Source organism: Paenibacillus sp. 3LSP (assembly GCF_032465655.1).
GTDB classification, from domain to species: Bacteria; Bacillota; Bacilli; order Paenibacillales; family Paenibacillaceae; genus Fontibacillus; species Fontibacillus barengoltzii.
On the sequence record NZ_JAWDJI010000172.1, the window covers coordinates 15,191 to 35,673 of the forward strand.

General features: G+C 51.4%; 19 protein-coding genes and 1 pseudogene. 1 reads left to right on the top strand and 19 read right to left on the bottom strand.

The genetic code is table 11. From position 1 onward, the window contains the following. Nucleotides 1-12: 12 nt before the first annotated feature. The 16 genes from RW092_RS14470 to sucC all read right to left on the bottom strand — a co-directional run bounded on the left by RW092_RS14470 (nucleotide 13) and on the right by sucC (nucleotide 16,934). Nucleotides 13-951, bottom strand: a complete 939-nt coding sequence (locus RW092_RS14470) for a MotE family protein (protein ID WP_316010544.1) — start codon at nucleotides 949-951, stop codon at nucleotides 13-15. Between the two features lie 41 nt (nucleotides 952-992). After that, nucleotides 993-1,436 (bottom strand): flagellar export protein FliJ, encoded by a 444-nt coding sequence (gene fliJ / locus RW092_RS14475; RefSeq protein ID WP_085168995.1) that lies wholly within the window; start codon nucleotides 1,434-1,436, stop codon nucleotides 993-995. A gap of 10 nt (nucleotides 1,437-1,446) precedes the next feature. Then, on the bottom strand, nucleotides 1,447-2,766 hold the full coding sequence (gene fliI / locus RW092_RS14480) for a flagellar protein export ATPase FliI (protein WP_085168996.1): 1,320 nt from the start codon (nucleotides 2,764-2,766) through the stop codon (nucleotides 1,447-1,449). Beyond that, nucleotides 2,747-3,601 carry a FliH/SctL family protein gene (locus RW092_RS14485; RefSeq protein WP_085168998.1) on the bottom strand — a complete coding sequence of 285 codons (855 nt, stop codon included), beginning with the start codon at nucleotides 3,599-3,601 and terminating at the stop codon, nucleotides 2,747-2,749. The genes fliI and RW092_RS14485 overlap by 20 nt, the downstream gene beginning before the upstream one ends. Continuing rightward, the gene (fliG, locus tag RW092_RS14490) at nucleotides 3,594-4,610 is read right to left on the bottom strand and encodes a flagellar motor switch protein FliG (protein ID WP_085169000.1); all 1,017 of its coding nucleotides are present in this window, start codon (nucleotides 4,608-4,610) and stop codon (nucleotides 3,594-3,596) included. Before fliG ends, RW092_RS14485 begins: the two co-directional genes overlap by 8 nt. Nucleotides 4,611-4,621: 11 nt before the next feature. Then, nucleotides 4,622-6,205: a flagellar basal-body MS-ring/collar protein FliF gene (gene fliF / locus RW092_RS14495; protein ID WP_316010545.1), complete on the bottom strand. Its 1,584-nt coding sequence runs from the start codon at nucleotides 6,203-6,205 to the stop codon at nucleotides 4,622-4,624. Nucleotides 6,206-6,236: 31 nt separating this feature from the next. Continuing rightward, nucleotides 6,237-6,545, bottom strand: coding sequence for a flagellar hook-basal body complex protein FliE (fliE, locus tag RW092_RS14500; RefSeq protein WP_009223001.1), 309 nt, complete (start codon nucleotides 6,543-6,545; stop codon nucleotides 6,237-6,239). A 44-nt stretch (nucleotides 6,546-6,589) separates the two neighbouring features. Further along, nucleotides 6,590-7,039, bottom strand: coding sequence for a flagellar basal body rod protein FlgC (gene flgC / locus RW092_RS14505; RefSeq protein WP_009223000.1), 450 nt, complete (start codon nucleotides 7,037-7,039; stop codon nucleotides 6,590-6,592). 6 nt (nucleotides 7,040-7,045) lie between these two features. Next, on the bottom strand, nucleotides 7,046-7,453 hold the full coding sequence (gene flgB, locus RW092_RS14510) for a flagellar basal body rod protein FlgB (RefSeq protein ID WP_009222999.1): 408 nt from the start codon (nucleotides 7,451-7,453) through the stop codon (nucleotides 7,046-7,048). Nucleotides 7,454-7,845: 392 nt separating this feature from the next. Next, a complete protein-coding gene (gene hslU, locus RW092_RS14515) occupies nucleotides 7,846-9,249 on the bottom strand; it encodes an ATP-dependent protease ATPase subunit HslU (RefSeq protein WP_085278865.1) in 1,404 nt (467 codons plus the stop codon). Nucleotides 9,250-9,284: 35 nt separating this feature from the next. After that, a complete protein-coding gene (gene hslV, locus RW092_RS14520) occupies nucleotides 9,285-9,827 on the bottom strand; it encodes an ATP-dependent protease subunit HslV (RefSeq protein ID WP_016312452.1) in 543 nt (180 codons plus the stop codon). Nucleotides 9,828-10,003: 176 nt separating this feature from the next. Beyond that, on the bottom strand, nucleotides 10,004-11,326 hold the full coding sequence (gene trmFO, locus RW092_RS14525) for a methylenetetrahydrofolate--tRNA-(uracil(54)-C(5))-methyltransferase (FADH(2)-oxidizing) TrmFO (protein ID WP_316010546.1): 1,323 nt from the start codon (nucleotides 11,324-11,326) through the stop codon (nucleotides 10,004-10,006). Nucleotides 11,327-11,393: 67 nt separating this feature from the next. Then, on the bottom strand, nucleotides 11,394-13,493 hold the full coding sequence (gene topA, locus RW092_RS14530) for a type I DNA topoisomerase (protein ID WP_316010547.1): 2,100 nt from the start codon (nucleotides 13,491-13,493) through the stop codon (nucleotides 11,394-11,396). A 109-nt stretch (nucleotides 13,494-13,602) separates the two neighbouring features. Continuing rightward, nucleotides 13,603-14,691 carry a DNA-processing protein DprA gene (gene dprA / locus RW092_RS14535; protein WP_316010548.1) on the bottom strand — a complete coding sequence of 363 codons (1,089 nt, stop codon included), beginning with the start codon at nucleotides 14,689-14,691 and terminating at the stop codon, nucleotides 13,603-13,605. 98 nt (nucleotides 14,692-14,789) lie between these two features. Next, nucleotides 14,790-15,719 carry a succinate--CoA ligase subunit alpha gene (sucD, locus tag RW092_RS14540; protein WP_028539395.1) on the bottom strand — a complete coding sequence of 310 codons (930 nt, stop codon included), beginning with the start codon at nucleotides 15,717-15,719 and terminating at the stop codon, nucleotides 14,790-14,792. Between the two features lie 54 nt (nucleotides 15,720-15,773). Continuing rightward, on the bottom strand, nucleotides 15,774-16,934 hold the full coding sequence (gene sucC / locus RW092_RS14545; RefSeq protein ID WP_028539396.1) for an ADP-forming succinate--CoA ligase subunit beta: 1,161 nt from the start codon (nucleotides 16,932-16,934) through the stop codon (nucleotides 15,774-15,776). A 562-nt stretch (nucleotides 16,935-17,496) separates the two neighbouring features. Here sucC and RW092_RS14550 point away from each other — a divergent pair. Further along, nucleotides 17,497-19,116 (top strand): YifB family Mg chelatase-like AAA ATPase, encoded by a 1,620-nt coding sequence (locus RW092_RS14550; RefSeq protein ID WP_316010549.1) that lies wholly within the window; start codon nucleotides 17,497-17,499, stop codon nucleotides 19,114-19,116. A gap of 12 nt (nucleotides 19,117-19,128) precedes the next feature. Here RW092_RS14550 and RW092_RS14555 read toward each other — a convergent pair whose 3' ends face one another. The 3 genes and pseudogenes from RW092_RS14555 to RW092_RS14565 all read right to left on the bottom strand — a co-directional run. Beyond that, nucleotides 19,129-19,521: a YraN family protein gene (locus tag RW092_RS14555; RefSeq protein WP_016312458.1), complete on the bottom strand. Its 393-nt coding sequence runs from the start codon at nucleotides 19,519-19,521 to the stop codon at nucleotides 19,129-19,131. Further along, the gene (locus RW092_RS14560) at nucleotides 19,514-19,819 is read right to left on the bottom strand and encodes an EscU/YscU/HrcU family type III secretion system export apparatus switch protein (protein WP_016312459.1); all 306 of its coding nucleotides are present in this window, start codon (nucleotides 19,817-19,819) and stop codon (nucleotides 19,514-19,516) included. Before RW092_RS14560 ends, RW092_RS14555 begins: the two co-directional genes overlap by 8 nt. Continuing rightward, nucleotides 19,816-20,483: pseudogene (locus RW092_RS14565) on the bottom strand (flagellar hook-length control protein FliK); the annotation flags it as partial. The pseudogene RW092_RS14565 and the gene RW092_RS14560, both read right to left, overlap by 4 nt.

Below are 20,483 nucleotides of genomic sequence, written 5' to 3' on the forward strand. Positions count from 1 at the left end.
TTCTTCATTATATTACTTACTTACCAGCTGATTCAGGATCTTCACTGATGTCTTCTCGTCAGACTTCGCCATTTCCGTCAAAATCTTAGAACGAGCAGTTCCGTTTACCGATTTGAGGATTTTCAGCCCCTTCTCGGGACTTAGCTTGTATGTCTGAAGCACCAGCTTGGCGGCATCTGTTGCAGCCATCGAGGAGAAGGTTTGCCCCAGCTCCGTATCGCTTAGCCCTACTCCACTTGCAGTAGCTGCAGTATCCGCTGTTGATTCCATTTTGAGTCTCGATTGCAGCGCAGCGATCGCCAAGTCCTCGGACGTCTTCACATCCTTCAGCTTAATCGAAAGATCCGCGGCCTTTTGCGGGTCCATCTTCTCCAAAATGGCCACTTTACTCTCATTGTTCATTACACTTAACATCTGCAGCGACTCTTCCGTTGTCAACTTATTAAAAATCGCTGCCGCTTTGCTAGGACTCATTTCCGCATACAGATTGGCCAGCTTCTTAACTTCCTTCTGATAGGCCTCCAATTCTGCCGCTTGCTGCTGATCGTTCTCATTCTGCTGAACGGAAGCCAGTTGCTCCTGCAGCTCCTTGACTTTCTCCTGCTGTTCGGCTGCTTGTTGGTTCGCGGTTTGCAGCTCAGCTTGCTGCTTAGCCAACTGCTCCTTTAGTTCCTTCACAGTAGCTTCAGTGCTCTCCCGCTGCTTCTGCTCTTCCTTCGCAGCATCCGTTGCTTCACCCTCTGGAGCAATTGGATCCGGAACCAGGTTTTTCACCAGCGGAATCCGGTTCCCCCAATCAATCATGGTGTTACGAAAGTCGATATTAAATAAGGTTAATAACACCCCTAGTAGAACAACCGTAAAAAGAATAGGTGTCATGAAGAACAGAAAGCGCGAAAATCCTCCCCCTGTCTCTTCATCCAATTCTTCGTCCACCACCGTTTTTGCCATCTCTATCCCTCCTTCGAACAACCGTATGGGCGCCCGTTACTTTATCGGGCTCTCATGGCGAACCGGACAGTAGCCATCTCATCCAGCTCGTTTTGTTCCCGAAGAAGCATTTCGTGCCGAAATTTATCCATGGCCTTCTCTTTCGCTTTAAGCCATACCTTTTCGTCCAGCATTTTCCCCTTTAAAATCGTCTTCTTATGCTCGACGTTGACCTCCGCTGCGCGAATGTCCGCCAGCTTCCGCTCAATCGCTTGGTCAAGAAAATCCATGTATCGCTGAAGTTCCTGCAGTTTGATCATGGAGGCGGTACTCTCCGCTTCTGCAGCGATTACCGCTGCGGTATTGGCTTTCTCCTCCAGCAACTGCTCCAACGAGCGTTGTTCTGACTGCAATTGCCCAATAGCTGCGGATAACATCCATTCGGCCTGCGTTTTTTCGTTGGATTTCAAATCAACTACTTTCTGATACACGTAACGGAACTTCATTCTCTACGTTTCATCTCCTTGCGAATTCGGAAATAAGCCGTTCCTGAACTTCGGCGAGCGTCACCTTCTCATTCACCTTCTGCTTCGTAAAGCTCCAGATCTGCTGAATGGCGCCAATGGCTTCATCAATATCCGGGTTCGATCCGGGTTGGTAAGCGCCGATATTAATCAAATCTTCGGAATCCTTATAAACAGCCATCAACCGTTTCAGATTTTCGGCTGCCTCATTTTGCTCATCCGAAACAATATCCTTCATTACCCGGCTAATACTGGCTAGAATGTCAATCGCCGGGAAGTGCCCTTTATTGGCGATCCCGCGGTTCAAAACGATATGTCCATCCAAGATCCCGCGGACGGCATCCGCAATTGGTTCGTTCATATCGTCACCGTCAACGAGCACGGTATAGAACGCGGTAATCGAACCGGTTGGTCCAGTCCCTGCCCGCTCCATCAGCTTCGGTAAAGCGGCAAATACAGAAGGGGTGTACCCCCGCATCGCAGGAGGTTCGCCTACAGCTAACCCCACCTCACGCAATGCCATCGCATAACGAGTGACGGAATCCATCATCAGCATGACGTTAAGTCCGCGATCCCGAAAATACTCTGCGATAGTTGTGGCGATCAACGCCCCCTTCATCCGAATTAATGCCGGCTGATCGGAGGTTGCAACCACGACAACCGAGCGCTCTAACCCTTCCGGACCAAGATCCCGTTCAATAAAGTCAAGCACCTCACGCCCCCGTTCTCCTACGAGCGCAATCACGTTCACATCGGCCGAAGTATTGCGAGCAATCATCCCCATCAAGGTACTCTTCCCGACCCCAGAGCCAGCGAAAATCCCCACCCGCTGACCTTTACCGATTGTAAGCAAACCATCGATGGCTCGTACGCCTATGCCGATGGGTTCGGAGACCCGCGGACGATTCAGAGGATTCATCGGCTTATTATAGGTCGAATAGTGACCCATCCGAGAAGGAAGCAACGAACCGTCTAGCGGTTGCCCCAAGCCATCCAGCACCTTACCTAGGAGCTCCGAACCCACCTGCACCGTCAGAGGCTTGCCGGTTCCAACTACATCACAACCTGGTCCGATCGATTGCAGTTCACCGAGCGGCATCAACAATACCTTGTTATCGCGAAAACCGACGACTTCCGCTTGCAAAGGCTGAGCCCCTTTACTCGGATAGATGTAACAGAGATCGCCAATGCTGGCATCAGGGCCCTCGGATTCAACCATCAGTCCGATGACTTGCGTCACCTTCCCGTTGATTCTGATCGGATCAAGCTGTCTGAGATGATCAATGTAACGTTCAGCTTTCAAACTCGTCATTCGCTTGCCCCCGCTCCTCCATCTGTAGAGAAACCCGCAACAATTCCTTCTTAATCTCCGTCAATTGGGTATCAATTCTGGCGTCCACGCTGCCGAAAGAAGAACGGATAACACAACCGCGATCTTTGACGGTTGGGTCCGGCAAAATTTGAAGTTCTGCCTGCGAGTCAATCGCAAGACTGAGCTCCTCCCTAGCCGCCTGCACGAAGGCAAAATCGTTCGGCGAAACGCACAGTGTCAAGGTTCCTTGCTCGCGTTTGCGCGCCAGACTCTTCTTGATCAGCTCGATAACGTATTCCGGTTTCAGCTCAAGCTGCTTATCGATGACTTTCTCGGCAATTGCACAGCTTAATTCGACCAGAAACGGCTCGGCTTCCTGAATGATACGCTCTTTCTCCTCATAAGCCTGCTGGAGAACGGAACTCGCTTCATTCATCATCTCTTCGATCTTGGCGCGCATCGTTGCTTCTGCCTGCGCTTTCCCTTCCTCGTAGCCTTGAGTGAAGCCCTCCGCTTTGACAGCTTCAATCATCTGTTCATCCTGCTCACGGCGCTCCTGCCACCAGGTGTCGATTTGCTGCTGTGCTTCGACCAGCATGCGTTCCGCTTGCTCCGCCGCTTCCCTAACTTGACGTTCGGCGAACTCTTTCGCATCCGCTAACATCTGACGTCTCGTCTCTTCGGCCGCAAGATCTTCAGCGGAAGGGCCTTGTGCAACCGGATTCTCGGCGTGATCAGATGACGGGTCCTCGGCTGTCGGATGAACCTTGGCTACATTCAATTGCTTCAAGATTTCAACCGGCACGTATTGAGACACCTTGATCAAATTAGACAATGATGTCATCTCCTCCGCCGCGGGCGATAATAATTTCACCCGCTTCTTCCAACCTGCGAATAGTAGCTACGATGCGGGTTTGTGCTTCTTCCACGTCACGCAGCCGCACCGGCCCCATGTATTCCATCTCTTCCTTGAACGTCTCGGACATCCGCTTCGACATGTTGCGGAAGACCGCCTCGCGAACTTCTTCGCTGGCCACTTTGAGGGCAAGCTGCAAGTCGCTGTTCTCGATATCGCGGATAATCCGCTGAATGGAACGGTTGTCGATATTGACGATATCCTCGAAGACGAACATCCGCTTCTTGATTTCTTCGGCCAACTCGGGATCCTGAATTTCAAGCGAATCGAGTATCGTTCGTTCCGTCCCCCGGTCAACACCATTCAAGATCTGGACGATCGATTCGATGCCGCCGGCGCTGGTGTAATCCTGGGTTACCGTAGCAGAAAGTTTCTGTTCCAGTACACGTTCCACCTGGGCGATAACCTCCGGCGATGTGCTATCCATCATCGCGATTCTCCGCGCAACTTCTGCTTGCTTCTCCTGAGGCAGTGAAGACAAGATTGCTGCCGCCTGTTCAAATTGCAAGTAAGACAACACCAGAGCAATCGTTTGCGCGTTTTCGTTCTGGATAAAGTTCAGAATTTGATTTGGATCAGCCTTACGGGCAAAATCGAACGGCCGCACCTGAAGGGTTGCCGTCAAACGGTTGATAATGTCCACCGCTTTGGACTGGCCCAACGCTTTCTCCAAAATTTCCTTGGCGTAAGTGATGCCGCCCTGGGTGATATACTCTTGCGCCAAACAGATTTGGTGGAACTCCGCCATAATCATTTCTTTCTCGGCGCTGTCGACTTTACGGACGTTAGCAATCTCGAGGGTAAGCTGCTCGATTTCATCATCCCGTAAATGCTTGAAGATTTGAGCCGATACCTCCGGCCCTAATGTAATTAATAAAATGGCTGCCTTTTGTCTCCCGGTCAAAACCGGACTCGATGTTTTGGACAATACATTCACCTCTATTCCTCAGCCAGCCAGGTGCGAAGCAAGTTAACGAATTCGTCAGGCTTCTTCTTGGCCAACGTTTCCAGTTGTTTACGCACTTGGTTCTCATTCGTGACTGTATCCAAATTAATCGATGGAAACTCAGGCGTAAGAGGCAACGCGATTTCTTCTTCCTCTTCTTGCGCTTGCTTGCGGCGGCGGAACAAGACGATTCCGAGACCGGCCAGCGCTAACAGAGCAGCGCCTCCCACTCCCCATACCAGCGGGCTTGATAAACTCAACCCAGCCTTTTGGACAGTATCCGAATGAAATGGCTGAGACAACACTGAAACTTTTCTCTGCAATTCTTCGTCTGTATATGTAGTACCAGAGTCAGCCAAATAGGATCCAACGATATTTTTCAGAATATTTTCGATCGCAGACCGAGTATTTTCATCCAAAGTTTCCTGACCTTCAGGTGGTTCAACGGCCACATTGATGGTTAAATCTTTAATAACATAGGGACTGGCGATAATGTCCTTCGTAATTCGATTAACCTCGTAGTTAATCGTCGACGAACTTTCTTCCGAGGAAGACCCACCGTTCGTTTCCGACGAAGGATAGTTAACAACATCCTCTTCCCCAGTTCCTGGCACCCCGCTCGTTGGGGTTGCCGATCCGGTGTAGCTTTTCTGCACTTTTTGTGCACTGATCTCGATACCTTTCATGTTTTCGGTATCCACCGGCGTGACCAGATTGTCTTTCTGGCTAACCTGGTCGAAGTTCAACTTGGAAGCGACTAACACTTCAATCTTATCCGGCCCGGTCAGTCTGGATAGGAATTGCTTTACACTTTGACGCACGTCGCTTTCGAACTTTTTCTGCAGCGCCATGTTCTCTTGAACCGCCGAAGTCAGAGAGCCTGTCGTCCCGCCTTGACCGCTTGGAAGTAAGATCGTATCATCACTCGAGGATAGCGAGATATTCTCCACTGGCAAGTTAGGGATCGACGTTTTAACCAAGTTGAAATATCCATCAATGGCTTCCTGATTCGGACGATATCCCGGCTTGAACGTGAGGACGATCGATGCCGTCGCTTTTTCCTGTTCATCCGGGCTGGCGAACACGTTTTCTGCCGGTAAGTTAATGAGAACCTTGGCATCATTAACGCCTTGCATTCTCTTTAGCAGCTGTTCGACCTCGCCGTTAATGGCGTTTTTGTACTTGACGTTAAATTCGTTGTCCGTCATTCCGATTAAGGAAGAACTTTCATTAAAGGCTTCCAAACCGATCGAACCGTTCTGAACGATTCCTTGGGAACCAACATCAACCTTAACTCGTGCTGCGTCTTTGCTAGGAACCGAAATAGTTGTACCGTCCGGTCCAAGCTTGTACGAGATTCCGCTGGATTCCAAGTAATTGATGATCCCTGCCGCATCAGTCGAATCGAGACCCGTAAAGGCCACATCGTATTCCGTTTTGGAAAATTGAATCGTCAGCAAGATGATCGCGAGCAGGATAAAAGTCGCCGTAGAGACTAATAACGTTTTTTGTTTTTTACTAAATTGGTTCCAGTACCCTATCAATCGATCCCGGTACTGTGTAATTCTCTCATTCACAATGTCACCTCATCCGAGCATGTTTCAATCCTTATATTTGCGTACGCATAATCTCTTGGTAAGCTTCGATCACTTTATTCCGGACTTGCGTAGTCAACTGCAAACTTAACAAGGCTTGCTCCGAGGCGATCATCATCTCGTCGGCACTTACTTTTCCTAACAGGAACTGGTTGTTCACTTGTTGGGCATTGGCTTCCTGAGCAGCGACTCCTTCCAGTGCATCGTTTAGATAGGAGCTAAATTGCTTTATCGCTTGCGCAGGCGTGAGGTTCTGTTCATTACCGGACGTCTGCATTCCGGTTAGCGGCTTCAAGGAGTCAAAACTCATTCTCTCGATCAACGTGCAACACTCCCAATCACAAATTATGTAAGTCTACTTTTGGTCTATTTCCCGATTTGCAAGGCTTTGGTAAACATCGCCTTACTGGCGTTAAGCGCCGTTACGTTTGCTTCATAAGAGCGAGTTGCCGAAATCATATCTACCATTTCTTTCAAAATATCAACATTAGGCATATAGACATACCCTTCGCTGTCCGCATCAGGATGGGTCGGATTGTAAACCGGTTTAAGCGGTGAGGGGTCCTCTTGAATTTTGGTAATTTTCACCCCTTGACTGCTCACTTCCTTACCCATTACTGAATTCAAGGCACTGTCGAAATCCATTTCCTTGGGTGCCATGACCACCGTTTTGCGCCGGTAAGGAACGGCCTTGCCGTCTACAATCTTAGCCCGGGTTGTTTCAGCATTCGCGATATTGGAGGAAATCACATCCATGCGAAGACGCTGTGCGGTTAAGGCGGAAGAACTAATCCCAAAACTATCACTGATATTCAAGTCCGATTATCTCCCTTCCACGACAGTGCGTTTCATTTTGATTAAATAGTTCAATTGTTCGATGTACGCATTGTATCTCAGCTGATTTTCGGCAAGTTTGGTCATTTCACTGTCGATATCGACATTATTCTGGTTGTTGTTCATTGCCGTACTCTGATCCACACTTACCACCGGCTCGGGAACCTCCGTCGTTGGTCCTATAACGAAATGCCTCACGTCCGTTCTTCTCCCTTGGAGTGCCGGCATATTACCGTTCATTTCCGCTTGCAGCATGCTTTCAAAGGACACGCTGGAGCGCTTAAAGTAAGGGGTGTCTACGTTCGCAATATTGTTAGCGATAACCCCTTGCCGGAGATTTGCGGCCTGGATGGCAGTCTCAAGCCTGTCAAATCCCAGTCCGTTCAACAACTGCACTTTAATTCCCCCCTTAGGCTCATTTGATCTTAATCATTAATGATTCTACAAACAATAAATAAATCCTCTTTTTTTGACAATTTTTTGCTAATTATGTCTTTCTTTTTGTCTTTCTAACGTCCTAACATGAAATTTGTTTAATAATGACATATATCCTAAGTTTCATGGAGATTCGACATATTTACAATAAGAAAAAAGCCCTATCTTTCGATTGTTTATCTCGTTTTTTAGTCAAAAATCTATTTTTTACATAATTATCGCCATCATCCAGCAAAATCCAAAAAGAAAGACCACCCGCCATTACGGCAGAGTGGCCTATTTTTCGTCAAAATTGTGAAAAATGGATTAGGTCCTTGAAGAACAAGGCTTTAACCCACAATTTACGATTCTCATTACAAAATGAATTGACTCAGATCTCGATCTTGGGCAATATTTCCTAGTTTCTCCCGCACATATTCCGGAGTAATGACCATTTTATCCAACGTCAGTTCCGGTGCTTCAAAGGAGAGATCCTCCAGGAGCTTCTCAAGGATCGTATGCAAGCGTCTGGCACCGATATTCTCGGTATTTGCATTCACCATGGCTGCAATACGAGCGATTTCATGGATTGCAGCGTCCGAGAATTCGATTTCCAGATCCTCTGTACGCAGCAATTCAATATACTGTTTCGTCAAGGCGTTCTCCGGTTCCGTTAAGATCGACACAAAGTCCTCCAGCGATAAACTGTCTAGCTCGACCCGGATCGGGAACCGCCCTTGAAGTTCAGGAATTAAGTCAGATGGCTTGGCAATATGGAAAGCTCCTGCCGCAATAAACAAAATATAATCTGTTTTGATGGGACCGTATTTTGTCATCACCGTCGAGCCTTCCACAATCGGCAAAATATCGCGTTGTACGCCTTCACGTGAGACGTCGGGACCCGAGCCCTGTCCCCGGCTGGCAACTTTATCGATTTCATCGATAAAGATGATCCCGGATTGCTCTGCCCGCGTGATCGCTTCCTGAATCAAATCATCCTGGTCGATCAGCTTCGCCGCCTCCTCCTGCGTCAACACTTTACGGGCTTCCTTGACCGTCAGCTTCCGCTTCTTGGTCCGTTTCGGCAAGAGACTGCCAAACATTTCCTGCATGTTCATGCCAAGCTGGTCGTTGCCCTGACCGGCAAACATATCCATCATCGTTGGCGTGTTGTCCTCAACTTCAACTTCCACGATGTCGTTCTCCATCTGACCGGACAACAATTTAAAGCGCACCTGACGCCGGCGCTCGGTCAGCGTACTGTCTTCCTCCGGCTGCTCCTGAGCGGTGGAGCCTGCTCCGTTAGCGCCCCCAAACAACATCTCGAACGGGTTACGAACGCCTTTGGCTTTATTTTCGGAAGGGACCAAGATCTGAACCAGACGTTCATTCGCAAGCTCCTCCGCTTTATCCTTCACCTTCTCGGTACGCTCGAGCTTGACGGTCCGGATCGCCGTTTCGATGAGATCACGTACCATCGACTCAACGTCCCGGCCTACATAACCAACTTCAGTGAATTTCGTGGCTTCCACCTTTACAAAAGGAGCACCAACCAGCTTGGCGAGACGACGAGCAATTTCCGTCTTCCCCACCCCGGTCGGCCCGATCATCAGGATGTTCTTAGGTACAATTTCATCCTGAACCTCCTCCGGCAGCAAGCTGCGACGGTAACGATTCCGTAGTGCAACAGCAACCGATTTTTTCGCTTGTTTCTGTCCGACGATGTATTTATCCAGCTCGGCTACAATTTGTCTTGGCGTTAAGTTTCTTTCGGTCATGATTCGTCCCCCTGACACGATAGTATCAACGATACTCAAAGCTCCTCAACAATAATGTTGTTATTCGTATATACGCAGATTTCCGAAGCGATCTGCAGGGCTTCACGGGCGATATCCTTCGCTTCCAACCCCGTGGCATGCCGTTTCAGCGCCCGCGCAGCCGACAGCGCAAAGTTGCCCCCTGACCCGATCGCCAGTACATCATCATCCGGTTCAATGATTTCCCCGCCGCCGGAAATCAGCAGCATCCCGGTTTTGTCCATGACAATCATCAAAGCCTCGAGCTTACGCAGCACACGGTCCTGGCGCCAATCTTTGGCCAGTTCAACCGCTGCCCGTTGCAGGTTCCCTGAATGCTCTTCCAGTTTCCCCTCAAATTTCTCAAATAACGTGATGGCATCGGCGACCGAACCGGCAAACCCCGCAACCACTTGACCGCGGTACAACCGGCGGACTTTCTTCGCCGTTTGCTTCATCACGACGTTCTGCCCAAATGTGACTTGCCCGTCACCGGCAATGGCGCCCTTGCCATTGTGGCGTACCGCGCAAATCGTTGTAGCGTGAAAAGATAGCTCCATGTGTTACTTCGCCTTCCTCTCTCGTAGGTTCTCAGCCCTTACGTTTTAGATATACGCAGGAGGGACTGAGGCATTGGGTTCAAGTACTACGTATATTAATGGGCCAGTTCTATCATATGAGCGTCCTTGTTTTCAGCATAACCCGTATCCCCCCTAGATTGCAAAAAAACGGTGGATTAACCCAACCGTTCTTCTGCCATAAAGGAGCGTAAGCTATTTAACGCGCGCTTCGCAAGCGCTTCGTTTTTCTCTGCTTTTTTGCGGTAACGGGTATCCAGCTTCGGAAATAAACCAAAGTTGGCGTTCATCGGCTGGAAGTGTTCGAAATCTGCAGTGGTAATATAACGCGCCATACTGCCCAGCGTAGTGTCCGCAGGGAAGACGATCCCCTCCTGATCAGCGGCAGCTCGGGCTGCGTTAATCCCCGCGATCAGACCGGACGCAGCGGATTCCACATAACCTTCAACACCGGTCATCTGACCCGCGAAAAAGAGCGATGGCCGCGCCTTCAACTGATAGGTTGGCATAAGCAGCTTCGGCGAGTTGATAAAAGTGTTCCGGTGCATTACGCCGTACCGGACGAACTCCGCGTTCTCTAGACCTGGAATCATCGAGAAGACGCGTTTCTGCTCGCCCCATTTCAGATGGGTCTGGAAGCCTACCAAGTTGTACAGTGTCCCGGCTGCGTTATCCTGACGAAGCTGCACCACAGCATATGGTAGCTTGCCAGTGTGCGGGTTGACGAGACCCACCGGCTTCATCGGCCCAAACAGAGCTGTCTGCTTACCCCGCCGCATCATCACCTCGATTGGCATACAGCCTTCGAAGTAAATCTCCTTCTCGAAGTCCTTCAGCTGAGCTACCTCCGCGTTAATTAACGCATCATAGAAAGCGTCGAACTCCTCTTCCGTCATCGGGCAGTTCAAGTAGGCCGCTTCGCCTTTATCGTACCTGGAAGCCAGGTACACTTTGCTCATATCGATGGAATCCTTCTCCACAATCGGAGCGGCAGCATCATAAAAGTAAAAATAGTCCTCGCCGGTCAACTGCTTAATTTGCTCTGAAAGGGCAGGAGATGTCAGCGGCCCGGTGGCAATCACGACAATCCCGTCCTGCGGGATCTCCTTGATTTCCTCATTCACCACTTCAATCAATGGATGCTCTCTCAGCGTCCGGGTGATCTCCCCCGAGAACCCGTCCCGGTCAACGGCGAGCGCGCCGCCGGCCGGTACCGCATTGCGATCCGCCGCTCCCAGCACCAGCGAGTTCAGCATTCGCATCTCTTCTTTGAGAACGCCAACGGCGTTCGTTAACCCGTTGGCTCGCAAAGAGTTACTGCAGACCAGCTCGGCAAATTTATCGGTATGATGCGCCGGCGTCTTCACAACCGGGCGCATTTCGTACAACACCACGGGGATGCCGCGGCTCGCGATTTGCCATGCCGCTTCACTGCCGGCCAATCCCGCGCCGATGACCGTTACTTTATTCGTCATGTTCATGTCCCCCTACTAAATCTCATGCTGAATTTCTAAGCTGTCTCAAAGCCCGCACAAACGCGGGCTCATCTTAATCATCTGTATCGTCGTTATCTTCAATGGCTTCCACGTAGTCGCAGGAGGTACATTGCAGCTTCCCGCCTTGCTTATTTCGCTTCTCTACGAGCATTGAACCACATTTTGGACAAGGCTTTGGTGAAGGCTTATCCCACGAAACAAAATCGCATTCCGGATAACGGTCGCAGCCATAGAAGACCCGTCCCTTTTTACTCCGGCGTTCGACCACATGCCCTTCTTTACATTTCGGACAGGTGACACCGATGTCCTTAACGATCGGTTTCGTATTCCGGCATTCCGGGAACCCCGAGCAAGCCAAAAACTTCCCGAAACGTCCCAATTTATAGACCATCGGTCTTCCGCATTTTTCGCAAATCTCATCGGAGACTTCGTCTTCGATTTCGACTTCCTTCATTTCCTCTTCGGCAACCCGAAGACGTTTCTCAAACGATTTATAAAACTCGCTCAGCACTCTTACCCAATCCTCGGAACCTTCTTCAACATGGTCCAAGTCCTCTTCCATATGGGCGGTAAATTCCACATCAAGGATTTCCGGGAAGAATTGCTCCGTCTGTTCGATGAGGAGCTCGCCTAACTCAGTTGGGACAAACTTCTTGTCCTCAATCGCTACGTAACCGCGTTTTTGAATGGTTTCCAGGGTTGGCGCGTACGTACTCGGACGTCCAATGCCGAGCTCCTCCAAAGTTCTCACCAAACGCGCCTCCGTATAGCGAGGCGGGGGTTGGGTAAAATGCTGCTTCGGTTCAATCGACTCTTTCGCCAGTTCTTCCCCTTTCGCCAGGGGTGGCAAAAACTTGTCGTCCTCATTGGCGTTGCCATCATCGTTGCCTTCCACGTACACCTTCATAAAGCCAGGGAAGCGGATCTTCGACCCAACCGCGCGGAACGTTGCTTCACCAGCGGCAATATCCACTGACATCGTGTCCAGCACGGCAGAAGTCATTTGGCTGGCCATAAAACGATCCCAAATCAATTTGTACAGCCGATACTGATCCCGGGTGGTGAACTCCTTCACCGCTTCCGGATCTCGCATCGCCGATGTTGGACGGATCGCTTCATGGGCGTCCTGCGCGCTGGCAGCCTTCTTGGAATATTGACGCGGCGTTTCAGGCGCGTAGGCTTCACCAAATTTATCTAGGATATATTGCTTGGCTTCCTCTTGGGCGGAAGTAGCGATTCGCGTCGAGTCTGTACGCATATACGTGATCAGACCAACAGTCCCTTCTTTGCCGAGGTCAACCCCCTCATACAGCTGCTGAGCGATCGACATCGTTTTGGCTGCCCGGAAATTCAGTTTACGCGCTGCCTCCTGCTGCAGGGAGCTGGTTGTAAACGGCGCCGCCGGATGGCGGAGACGTTCCTTCTCCTTCACATCGACCACGCTGAATTTGGCCTTCTCGATCGATTTCAGAATTTCCTGTACCTGCTGTTCGTTCTTTAGCTCGATCTTCTCACCTTTGTACTGGTGAAACTTCGCTTCGAACGAAGAGCCTCCCGTCTTCAGCTTCGCCGTAATACTCCAGTATTCTTCCGGGACAAATTCAGAGATTTCGTTCTCCCTGTCCAAGATGATTTTCACAGCTACGGATTGCACGCGGCCAAACGACAACCCTTTTTTGATCTTCTTCCACAGCAGCGGGCTGACTTTATAACCAACCAGCCGGTCCAAAATCCGTCTGGCTTGCTGCGCGTTCACCAGATCCATATTGATGGGGCGCGGATTTTTGAAGGCGTCTCTAACCGCTTGCTTCGTAATTTCATTAAATACGACGCGGCATGTATCCTTCTCATCCACGTCCAGCACATGGGCCAGATGCCAAGCAATCGCTTCTCCTTCGCGATCGGGGTCGGCTGCCAGATAGATTTTTTTCACTTTTTTGCTGGCATCCTTTAATTCTTTTAATACAGAACCCTTCCCACGGATTGTAATATACTTCGGACTGAAGTCGTTCTCTACTTCAACCCCAATTTGGCTCTTGGGCAAATCGCGAACATGACCCATTGAGGCTTTCACGATGTATTTGCTGCCTAAGTATTTGCCAATCGTTTTCGCCTTGGCAGGCGATTCCACGATGACGAGTGAATCCGCCACAGGTTCGTCCTCCTCTCAAACAATACGAAACTCTAAAACTGGTGTTCCTTGTATTCAGGTAAAATACTCATATAGTCATATATTCAAGCCACTCTCGGTTAGGAATGGACTATATTAGCTGGTATACAGAGCCGGGGAGTTGAACCGCCGTTTTTTTCATGATTAAAGATAACAGAACTGAATGTAAAAGTCCAAAATCCCACCCGGTTTGTACGAGCAGATCATCAAAACTCGTGATGCCCTGCTCCAACATATGGTATATGCGGCGCTCCTCATCTGTCAACTTGTTTCCTGTTACCGCTTCCTTTTTCGACTCCTCCGCGACAGGCAATAAGGCCTGGTATTCCTCCCAAATATCCTTGGCTTCGGTGACGAGTTTGGCTCCCTGCTTCAAAAGCGACAGGGTTCCCCGGCTCTTCGGCGACGTAATTGGCCCAGGGACTGCAAACAGGTCACGATTCGCATCCAGCGTCTCATCCGCCGTGATCAAGGACCCGCTGCGAGCGTCGGCCTCCACAACCACCGTACCATGAGCAATTCCCGCGATGATCCGGTTGCGCTGCGGGAACATCCCGGGATGGCCAGGTGTACCGATCGGATATTCCGAGATGACAAGCCCTTGCTCGGCGATGCGGCGATACATCGAGACATGCTCCGGAGGATAAGCAACGTCGATCGCAGTGCCTAATACGGCTATGGTTGTTCCTCCTGCCTGCAAAGCCGCTTCATGGCAAACTCCGTCAATCCCGCGGGCCATCCCGCTCACGATCGTGATCCCAAGGGCGCAAAGCTCACCGGCTAAGGCAGCTCCTACCTTTCGTCCATAGGCGGTTGGCGTCCGCGTACCGACCATCGCGACAGAGAGGCCGTTCAGCAGCCTGGTATCGCCTAGAGCATACAAAACCCATGGCGGCTGAGCGGTCTCCTTCATTAAAATAGGATACTCCAAATCCAGCCTTGTAATTACCTGTATGCCTTTACCGTCGTACTGTTCCAGTTGGGCCTCAATCCAGTCCCGAGTGAACCGCTCCGACAGCCGAAGTGACAGCCCTGGACCCAGTCCCCGCTCCCTCCAGTCCGCTGCGGTAAACTCGATGGCATGCTCCCAGTCCTCATCATATGCAACGATTTGCTGCAGCGTTTTCCAGCCTACCCCGGGGAATTCATGTAATCCCGCGAGTACCCATTTCTTCTCCACAACGAATCCCTCCTTGAAAAATAAAAAAAGCAACCTCCTCGAGCCATGTATGGCTAAGAAGGTTGCTTACCTTTGGATATGATTATATCAAAAATAGCTTATCGTGTCGTGCACAATTCTAAAAGGCCGCGTTCTTCCAGAACACTGACCAGTGTTGCGCCCATCTCCGATGGGGTCGGCGCGACTTTAATGCCGCAGGACTCCAGCTTCGCGATTTTTTCCTTCGCCGTTCCTTTCCCGCCGGAAATAATCGCACCGGCATGACCCATCCGTTTCCCTGGAGGAGCCGTCACACCGCCGATAAAGCCGACGACAGGCTTCGTCATATTTTTTTGGATCCATTCGGCGGCTTCTTCTTCAGCGGTTCCGCCGATTTCCCCGATCATGATCACGGCATGCGTGTTGTCATCGTCATTAAACCGGCGCAAAATATCAATAAACTCCGAGCCCTTCACCGGATCGCCGCCGATACCAACCGCCGAAGATTGTCCGATGCCGCGAGTCGTCAATTGATGCACCGCTTCATACGTCAACGTGCCGCTGCGCGACACGACGCCGACATGACCAGGCAAATGGATATAGCCCGGCATAATGCCAATTTTGCATTCGCCTGGAGTAATGACGCCTGGGCAGTTTGGACCGATCAGCACGGTCTTTTTCCCTTCCATATAACGCTTCACCTTCACCATATCGAGGACCGGAATTCCCTCGGTGATGCAGATGACCAGATCCAATTCCGCTTCTACGGCTTCCAGGATCGAATCGGCTGCAAATGCCGGCGGTACGTAAATCACGCTGGCAGTAGCCCCCGTCGCTTCCTTCGCTTCGCGAACCGTGTTAAACACCGGCAGGCTGACGGTTTCGCCGTTCTCCAACGTAATATCTACCTTCGTGCCGCCTTTGCCTGGAGACGTTCCCCCGACCATTTGCGTGCCGTAGTCAAGCGCTCCTTTGGCGTGGAACAATGCGGTTTTCCCGGTAATTCCCTGGGTGATGACCTTCGTATTCTTATCGACCAAAATACTCATATTTCGAGCCTCCCCTTATGGATAGGTGATTGCAATGTGAGGTACCACTCTAAATTACGAAACGAGCGAAACGATCTTCTGAGCGCCATCTGCCATCGAGTCGGCCGAAACAATTGCCAGACCCGATTCAGCAAGAATCTGCTTGCCAAGATCAACGTTCGTACCCTCAAGGCGCACAACGAGCGGACGGTCCAAACCAACCTGCTTCGCGGCTTCCACGATCCCTGAAGCAATCACGTCGCATTTCATGATGCCGCCAAAAATATTTACGAAAATCCCTTTCACCTTAGCATCCGACAAAATAATTTTAAAGGCTTCCGTGACCTTCTCTGCCGTCGCACCTCCCCCAACATCGAGGAAGTTCGCCGGGTCTCCGCCATAATATTTAATGATGTCCATCGTCGCCATCGCCAGACCGGCCCCGTTCACCATGCAGCCGATGTTCCCATCAAGCGCAATGTAGCTGAGGTCGTACTTCGAAGCTTCAATCTCCTTCTCGTCCTCTTCTTCCAAGTCACGCAACGCCAAAATGTCCTTATGACGGAACAGCGCATTGGAATCGAAATTCAGCTTCGCATCCAGCGCCAGGACGTTGCCATCTCCAGTGACGACAAGCGGATTAATCTCCGCGATGGAGCAATCTTTGTCCACAAAAGCTTCATACAAAGCCATCATAAATTGCGTGGCTTTGCCTACTAGTTCATTTGGAATATTAATGGAGTAAGCCAATCTGCGGGCCTGGAACGACGTCAAGCCAATAGCCGGATCAATCACTTCTTTGAAAATTTTCTCCGGAGTTGCGGCTGCCACTTCTTCAATTTCCGTCCCGCCTTCCTCAGAGGCCATCATCGTCACGCGGCCTGTACCACGGTCCACGACAACGCCAACGTAATACTCCTTCTTGATATCGCAGCCTTGCTCGATTAAGAGGCGTTTAACCTCTTTCCCCTCTGGTCCCGTTTGATGGGTGACCAGTACCTTGCCGAGGAGTTCCTGAGCATAGGTTCTCACCTCATCCAAGCTTTTGGCCACTTTGACGCCGCCGGCTTTACCGCGGCCCCCGGCATGAATTTGCGCCTTGACCACGACAACCGAGGTCCCCAGCGCTTGAGCCGCTTCGACAGCTTCCTCGACCGTAAACGCCACGCGTCCTTCAGGAACGGCCACACCGTACTGCTTTAGGACTTCTTTTCCTTGATACTCATGGATATTCATGCGTAAAATCCTCCTATCAACAGGCGGTATTTTAGAGGGTCCAAAACCTGCGGCTTGTGGTCCCCCTTCTCGAAAATATCAGTTGAAACCCAGATTATTGTACCACTTTTTTGAAACGCTTTCCTCAAAAAGTTCATCATTTATACACAACTTTTTTATATCATTTTCATCTCAAAGTGAGATGAATACTTGACGCAGCTGGGGAGAAAGTCCGAAGTTCTATAAACCGCTTTCAAAGTTTCAAGGAGTTGCAGGGTCAAGAAAAATTCATGCGAATCGGTTTAGCTTAACAACGACATATTTTTCACATGCATCTCATCATGAGATGAATTTCGACGAACATCAGCAATTTCTTGAAATATTGTAAGTTGTGAAAAAATTGCTTGTCAGTTTTCTTCTCTCTTCCATCCGATTGGAACCCAAACCCTCAACTTGACAATCATTAACGTTCGTCCTAGAATACGTGTAGCTAAATGAATAGGGAAAATAAGGAAGCACCTTTTTCCAATTCGGACCTTGCCGAAGCAAGGCACAAATCGATAGGAATGAGGTGTTTTTTGTTATGTACGGTAAATTGCACAGCGCGTGTTTGTACGGGATTGACGGTGTAATCATCGAGGTCGAGGTTGATTTATCCAGCGGCATTCCGCAAACGAACATCGTCGGATTGCCAGATTCGGCCGTTCGCGAAGCGATTGACCGGGTCCGGGCAGCAATCAAAAACTGCGGCTATCGCTTTCCGCTTCAGCGCGTAACGATTAATCTAGCGCCGGCGGACCTGCGCAAGGAAGGCTCGGCCTTCGATCTGGCCATTGCACTGGCGATATTAGCGGCTAGTGACCAGGTGAGATTGCCGCCGGAGGAGCGCTTGTTGATCATCGGAGAGCTGTCGCTGGACGGCACGCTGCGTCCGGTACCCGGCGTTCTGTCCATGGTGGATCGGGCACGACGCGACGGCTTCACAGCCGTGCTGCTCCCGCAGAATAATGCCGAAGAAGCACTGCTGCTTGGCGGCATTCGAGTCTATGCGCTCAGTCATTTGCGCGAGCTTGCTCCTCCTTCTCCCGAAGCCAAGGACCCAGAGGCTGCCCATGCGTTGCCATTGCACTCCACCCACGAGCAAGATGGGCAGGCTCCGCTTATCCTTCAAACCTTAAACCATCTTGAGAAAAAGACGGAAGGCCCGGGGACAGCGGCACCGCTTCCTCCCCTGCTCGACTACAGCGATGTAATTGGTCAGCGGCAAATTAAGCGGGCGCTGGTCATCGCCGCCGCCGGGTTCCATAATATCGTGCTGATCGGGCCGCCCGGCACCGGTAAGACGATGCTGGTACAGCGATTGCCATCCATCCTGCCGCCCTTAACGCTGGAAGAATCGTTAGAGGTTACGAAAATCTACAGCTCTGCCGGTAAGTTGAACGACTCCGGGCAAGGGCTGATCCAGCGCCGTCCCTTCCGCTCGCCGCACCATACGATATCTGCCGGCGGCCTGATTGGAGGAGGTGGGATCCCGAAGCCGGGGGAAGTGAGCCTCGCTCACCATGGCGTATTGTTTCTTGACGAGCTGCCGGAGTTTTCGAGGAATGTGCTGGAGGTACTGCGTCAGCCGCTAGAAGATCGCGTCGTCACCATCAGCCGCTCCCGGGCTTCGTTCACGTTCCCTGCTCATTTCCTGCTAGCCGGGTCGTTAAATCCGTGTCCGTGCGGCTACCTCGGGGCCGAACCTCCGCTGCCCGCCTGCACCTGCTCGCCTTGGCGAATCGCCCAATACCGCGAAAAAATATCCGGCCCTTTATTGGACCGGATTGATATGCAGGTGGAGGTGCCTCGCCCGCAGCGTTGGCAGGACGATCCGCAGCCGCTGGATTCCGCGGCGATGCGGGAGCAAGTGATGGCGGCTGAACGGATTCAACAGGAACGCTATCGAGGCTGTCGAATCTCCCGGAACAGCGAGTTGTCCGGCAGCCTGTTGCGTAGGTTTGCACCGCTTGACCGTGACGCCACCAAGCTCCTCCAGGATTGTTTTGCTACACTGGGACTGAGCATGCGGGCGTATGACCGGATCATTAAACTGTCCCGAACGATTGCCGATCTGGAAGGAGAAGCTGATATCCGCGCCGAGCATGTCGCCGAAGCGATCCAATACCGGCAGTTGGACCGGCGGCATGAAGTTGCGGGATGAAGCCCCTCGCCGTCAGAAAGCGGCTAGAATATGCTCCAGCGCGATCGTATCGCCATACCCAAACGTTACCGCGATGACATCAAAGCGAAGGTTGGCGTCTGATTGGCCTCTGCGATGCAAATACACCGCGGCTGTGTCACGAACCTGCTTGATTTTGCGGGCATTCACCGACTCAGCCGGTGTGCCGAAAGCCGCAGCCTGTTGGCTGCGGCTTCGGACTTCTACGATCACGAGAAGGTCTCGTTTGCTGGCTATGATGTCAAGTTCTCCACTGCGGCAACGCCAATTTCGCTCAAGAATCGTATATCCCTGTGAAATCAGATGCTCACAAGCGGCCTGCTCCGCTTTTCGGCCGCGTTCTTTGCGGCGATCCCCTCTTTGCCCATTGATGCCAAGGTTACTCAAAGAACAACCCTCTTTCTACCATTTTATCTGATCGATAAATAAAGGTTAGAATTTCGGCAACCAAATCATACAGTTCCGCAGGAATCTGTTGATCCAAATCCAGCTTGGATAACACCTCAACCAACGCAGCGTCCTCTTGGATCGGAATCCCGTGCTCCAGCGCTGCGTCCAGGATCCGGTCAGCGATGAGACCCTTGCCTTTGGCTACAACGACTGGAGCCTCCCCCTGGCCGGGATCGTATTTCAAGGCGACTGCTTTTTTGAAAGCCAAGCTGGATGCTTGCGGTTTTTCCTTCATACGCGGTAATCCACTCCTTTGTATACGCTAGGCGCGTAAGACATCGGCTGGCTGAAATCCGCTGTATTGCCTTCCGCTTCATCCGGCAGGATCAAAGGCTCCGCCTTCAGCGATAAAAGGCGATATCCCGCCTTCTCCAGCGCCTCGCTCACTTCGTCCTGGCGGGATTCCAGGAAGGCTCCAGTCGCTTCTTTCTCACTATAGATTTTGAGCAGCACCTTCTTGTCGGCGACCTGCACGTCGACCATAAGTTGACCCAGCGTCTTCATCTGCAAATCGAACCATAACCGACAGTTGGCCGGATCCAGTTCACCCTTCCGACCGCGCCGCGACTCGATGTGCACGGCAGCGGTTTGCCGACCGTCCGGACCGATCAAGGGCAGGAACATCGTCACGTGCGCAAACGGCGCGGTCCGATCGGTATTGAGCAGCAGCTGCTGCCCGGTCAGCTGCTGAACGAGCTGGCGCGCCGCCTCTTGCAGCGGCGCAGGCAGCTCGTCTGAGGCCATCACCTGCAGGAGAAGGCCTTTCAGCGTCTCGTGCGCAGCCGTGCTCGCCGCCGTCACGTTGCCGCCGCTGCGCGCGGCTGCGGCTGTGGCAGCGGCTTCGGCGCCAAGCGGCTGCGCTTTCCCGGGCGGGAGCTCCGCTTCGCCCGGGGCCACCC

Excerpts from the sequence above, each read along its gene's own strand:
- RW092_RS14470 (WP_316010544.1), bottom strand. The coding sequence starts at position 951 with ATGGCAAAAACGGTGGTGGACGAAGAATTGGATGAAGAGACAGGGGGA.
- fliJ (WP_085168995.1), bottom strand. The coding sequence starts at position 1,436 with ATGAAGTTCCGTTACGTGTATCAGAAAGTAGTTGATTTGAAATCCAAC.
- fliI (WP_085168996.1), bottom strand. The coding sequence starts at position 2,766 with ATGACGAGTTTGAAAGCTGAACGTTACATTGATCATCTCAGACAGCTT.
- hslU (WP_085278865.1), bottom strand. The coding sequence starts at position 9,249 with ATGACCGAAAGAAACTTAACGCCAAGACAAATTGTAGCCGAGCTGGAT.
- hslV (WP_016312452.1), bottom strand. The coding sequence starts at position 9,827 with ATGGAGCTATCTTTTCACGCTACAACGATTTGCGCGGTACGCCACAAT.
- trmFO (WP_316010546.1), bottom strand. The coding sequence starts at position 11,326 with ATGAACATGACGAATAAAGTAACGGTCATCGGCGCGGGATTGGCCGGC.
- sucD (WP_028539395.1), bottom strand. The coding sequence starts at position 15,719 with ATGAGTATTTTGGTCGATAAGAATACGAAGGTCATCACCCAGGGAATT.
- sucC (WP_028539396.1), bottom strand. The coding sequence starts at position 16,934 with ATGAATATCCATGAGTATCAAGGAAAAGAAGTCCTAAAGCAGTACGGT.
- RW092_RS14550 (WP_316010549.1), top strand. The coding sequence starts at position 17,497 with ATGTACGGTAAATTGCACAGCGCGTGTTTGTACGGGATTGACGGTGTA.
- RW092_RS14560 (WP_016312459.1), bottom strand. The coding sequence starts at position 19,819 with ATGAAGGAAAAACCGCAAGCATCCAGCTTGGCTTTCAAAAAAGCAGTC.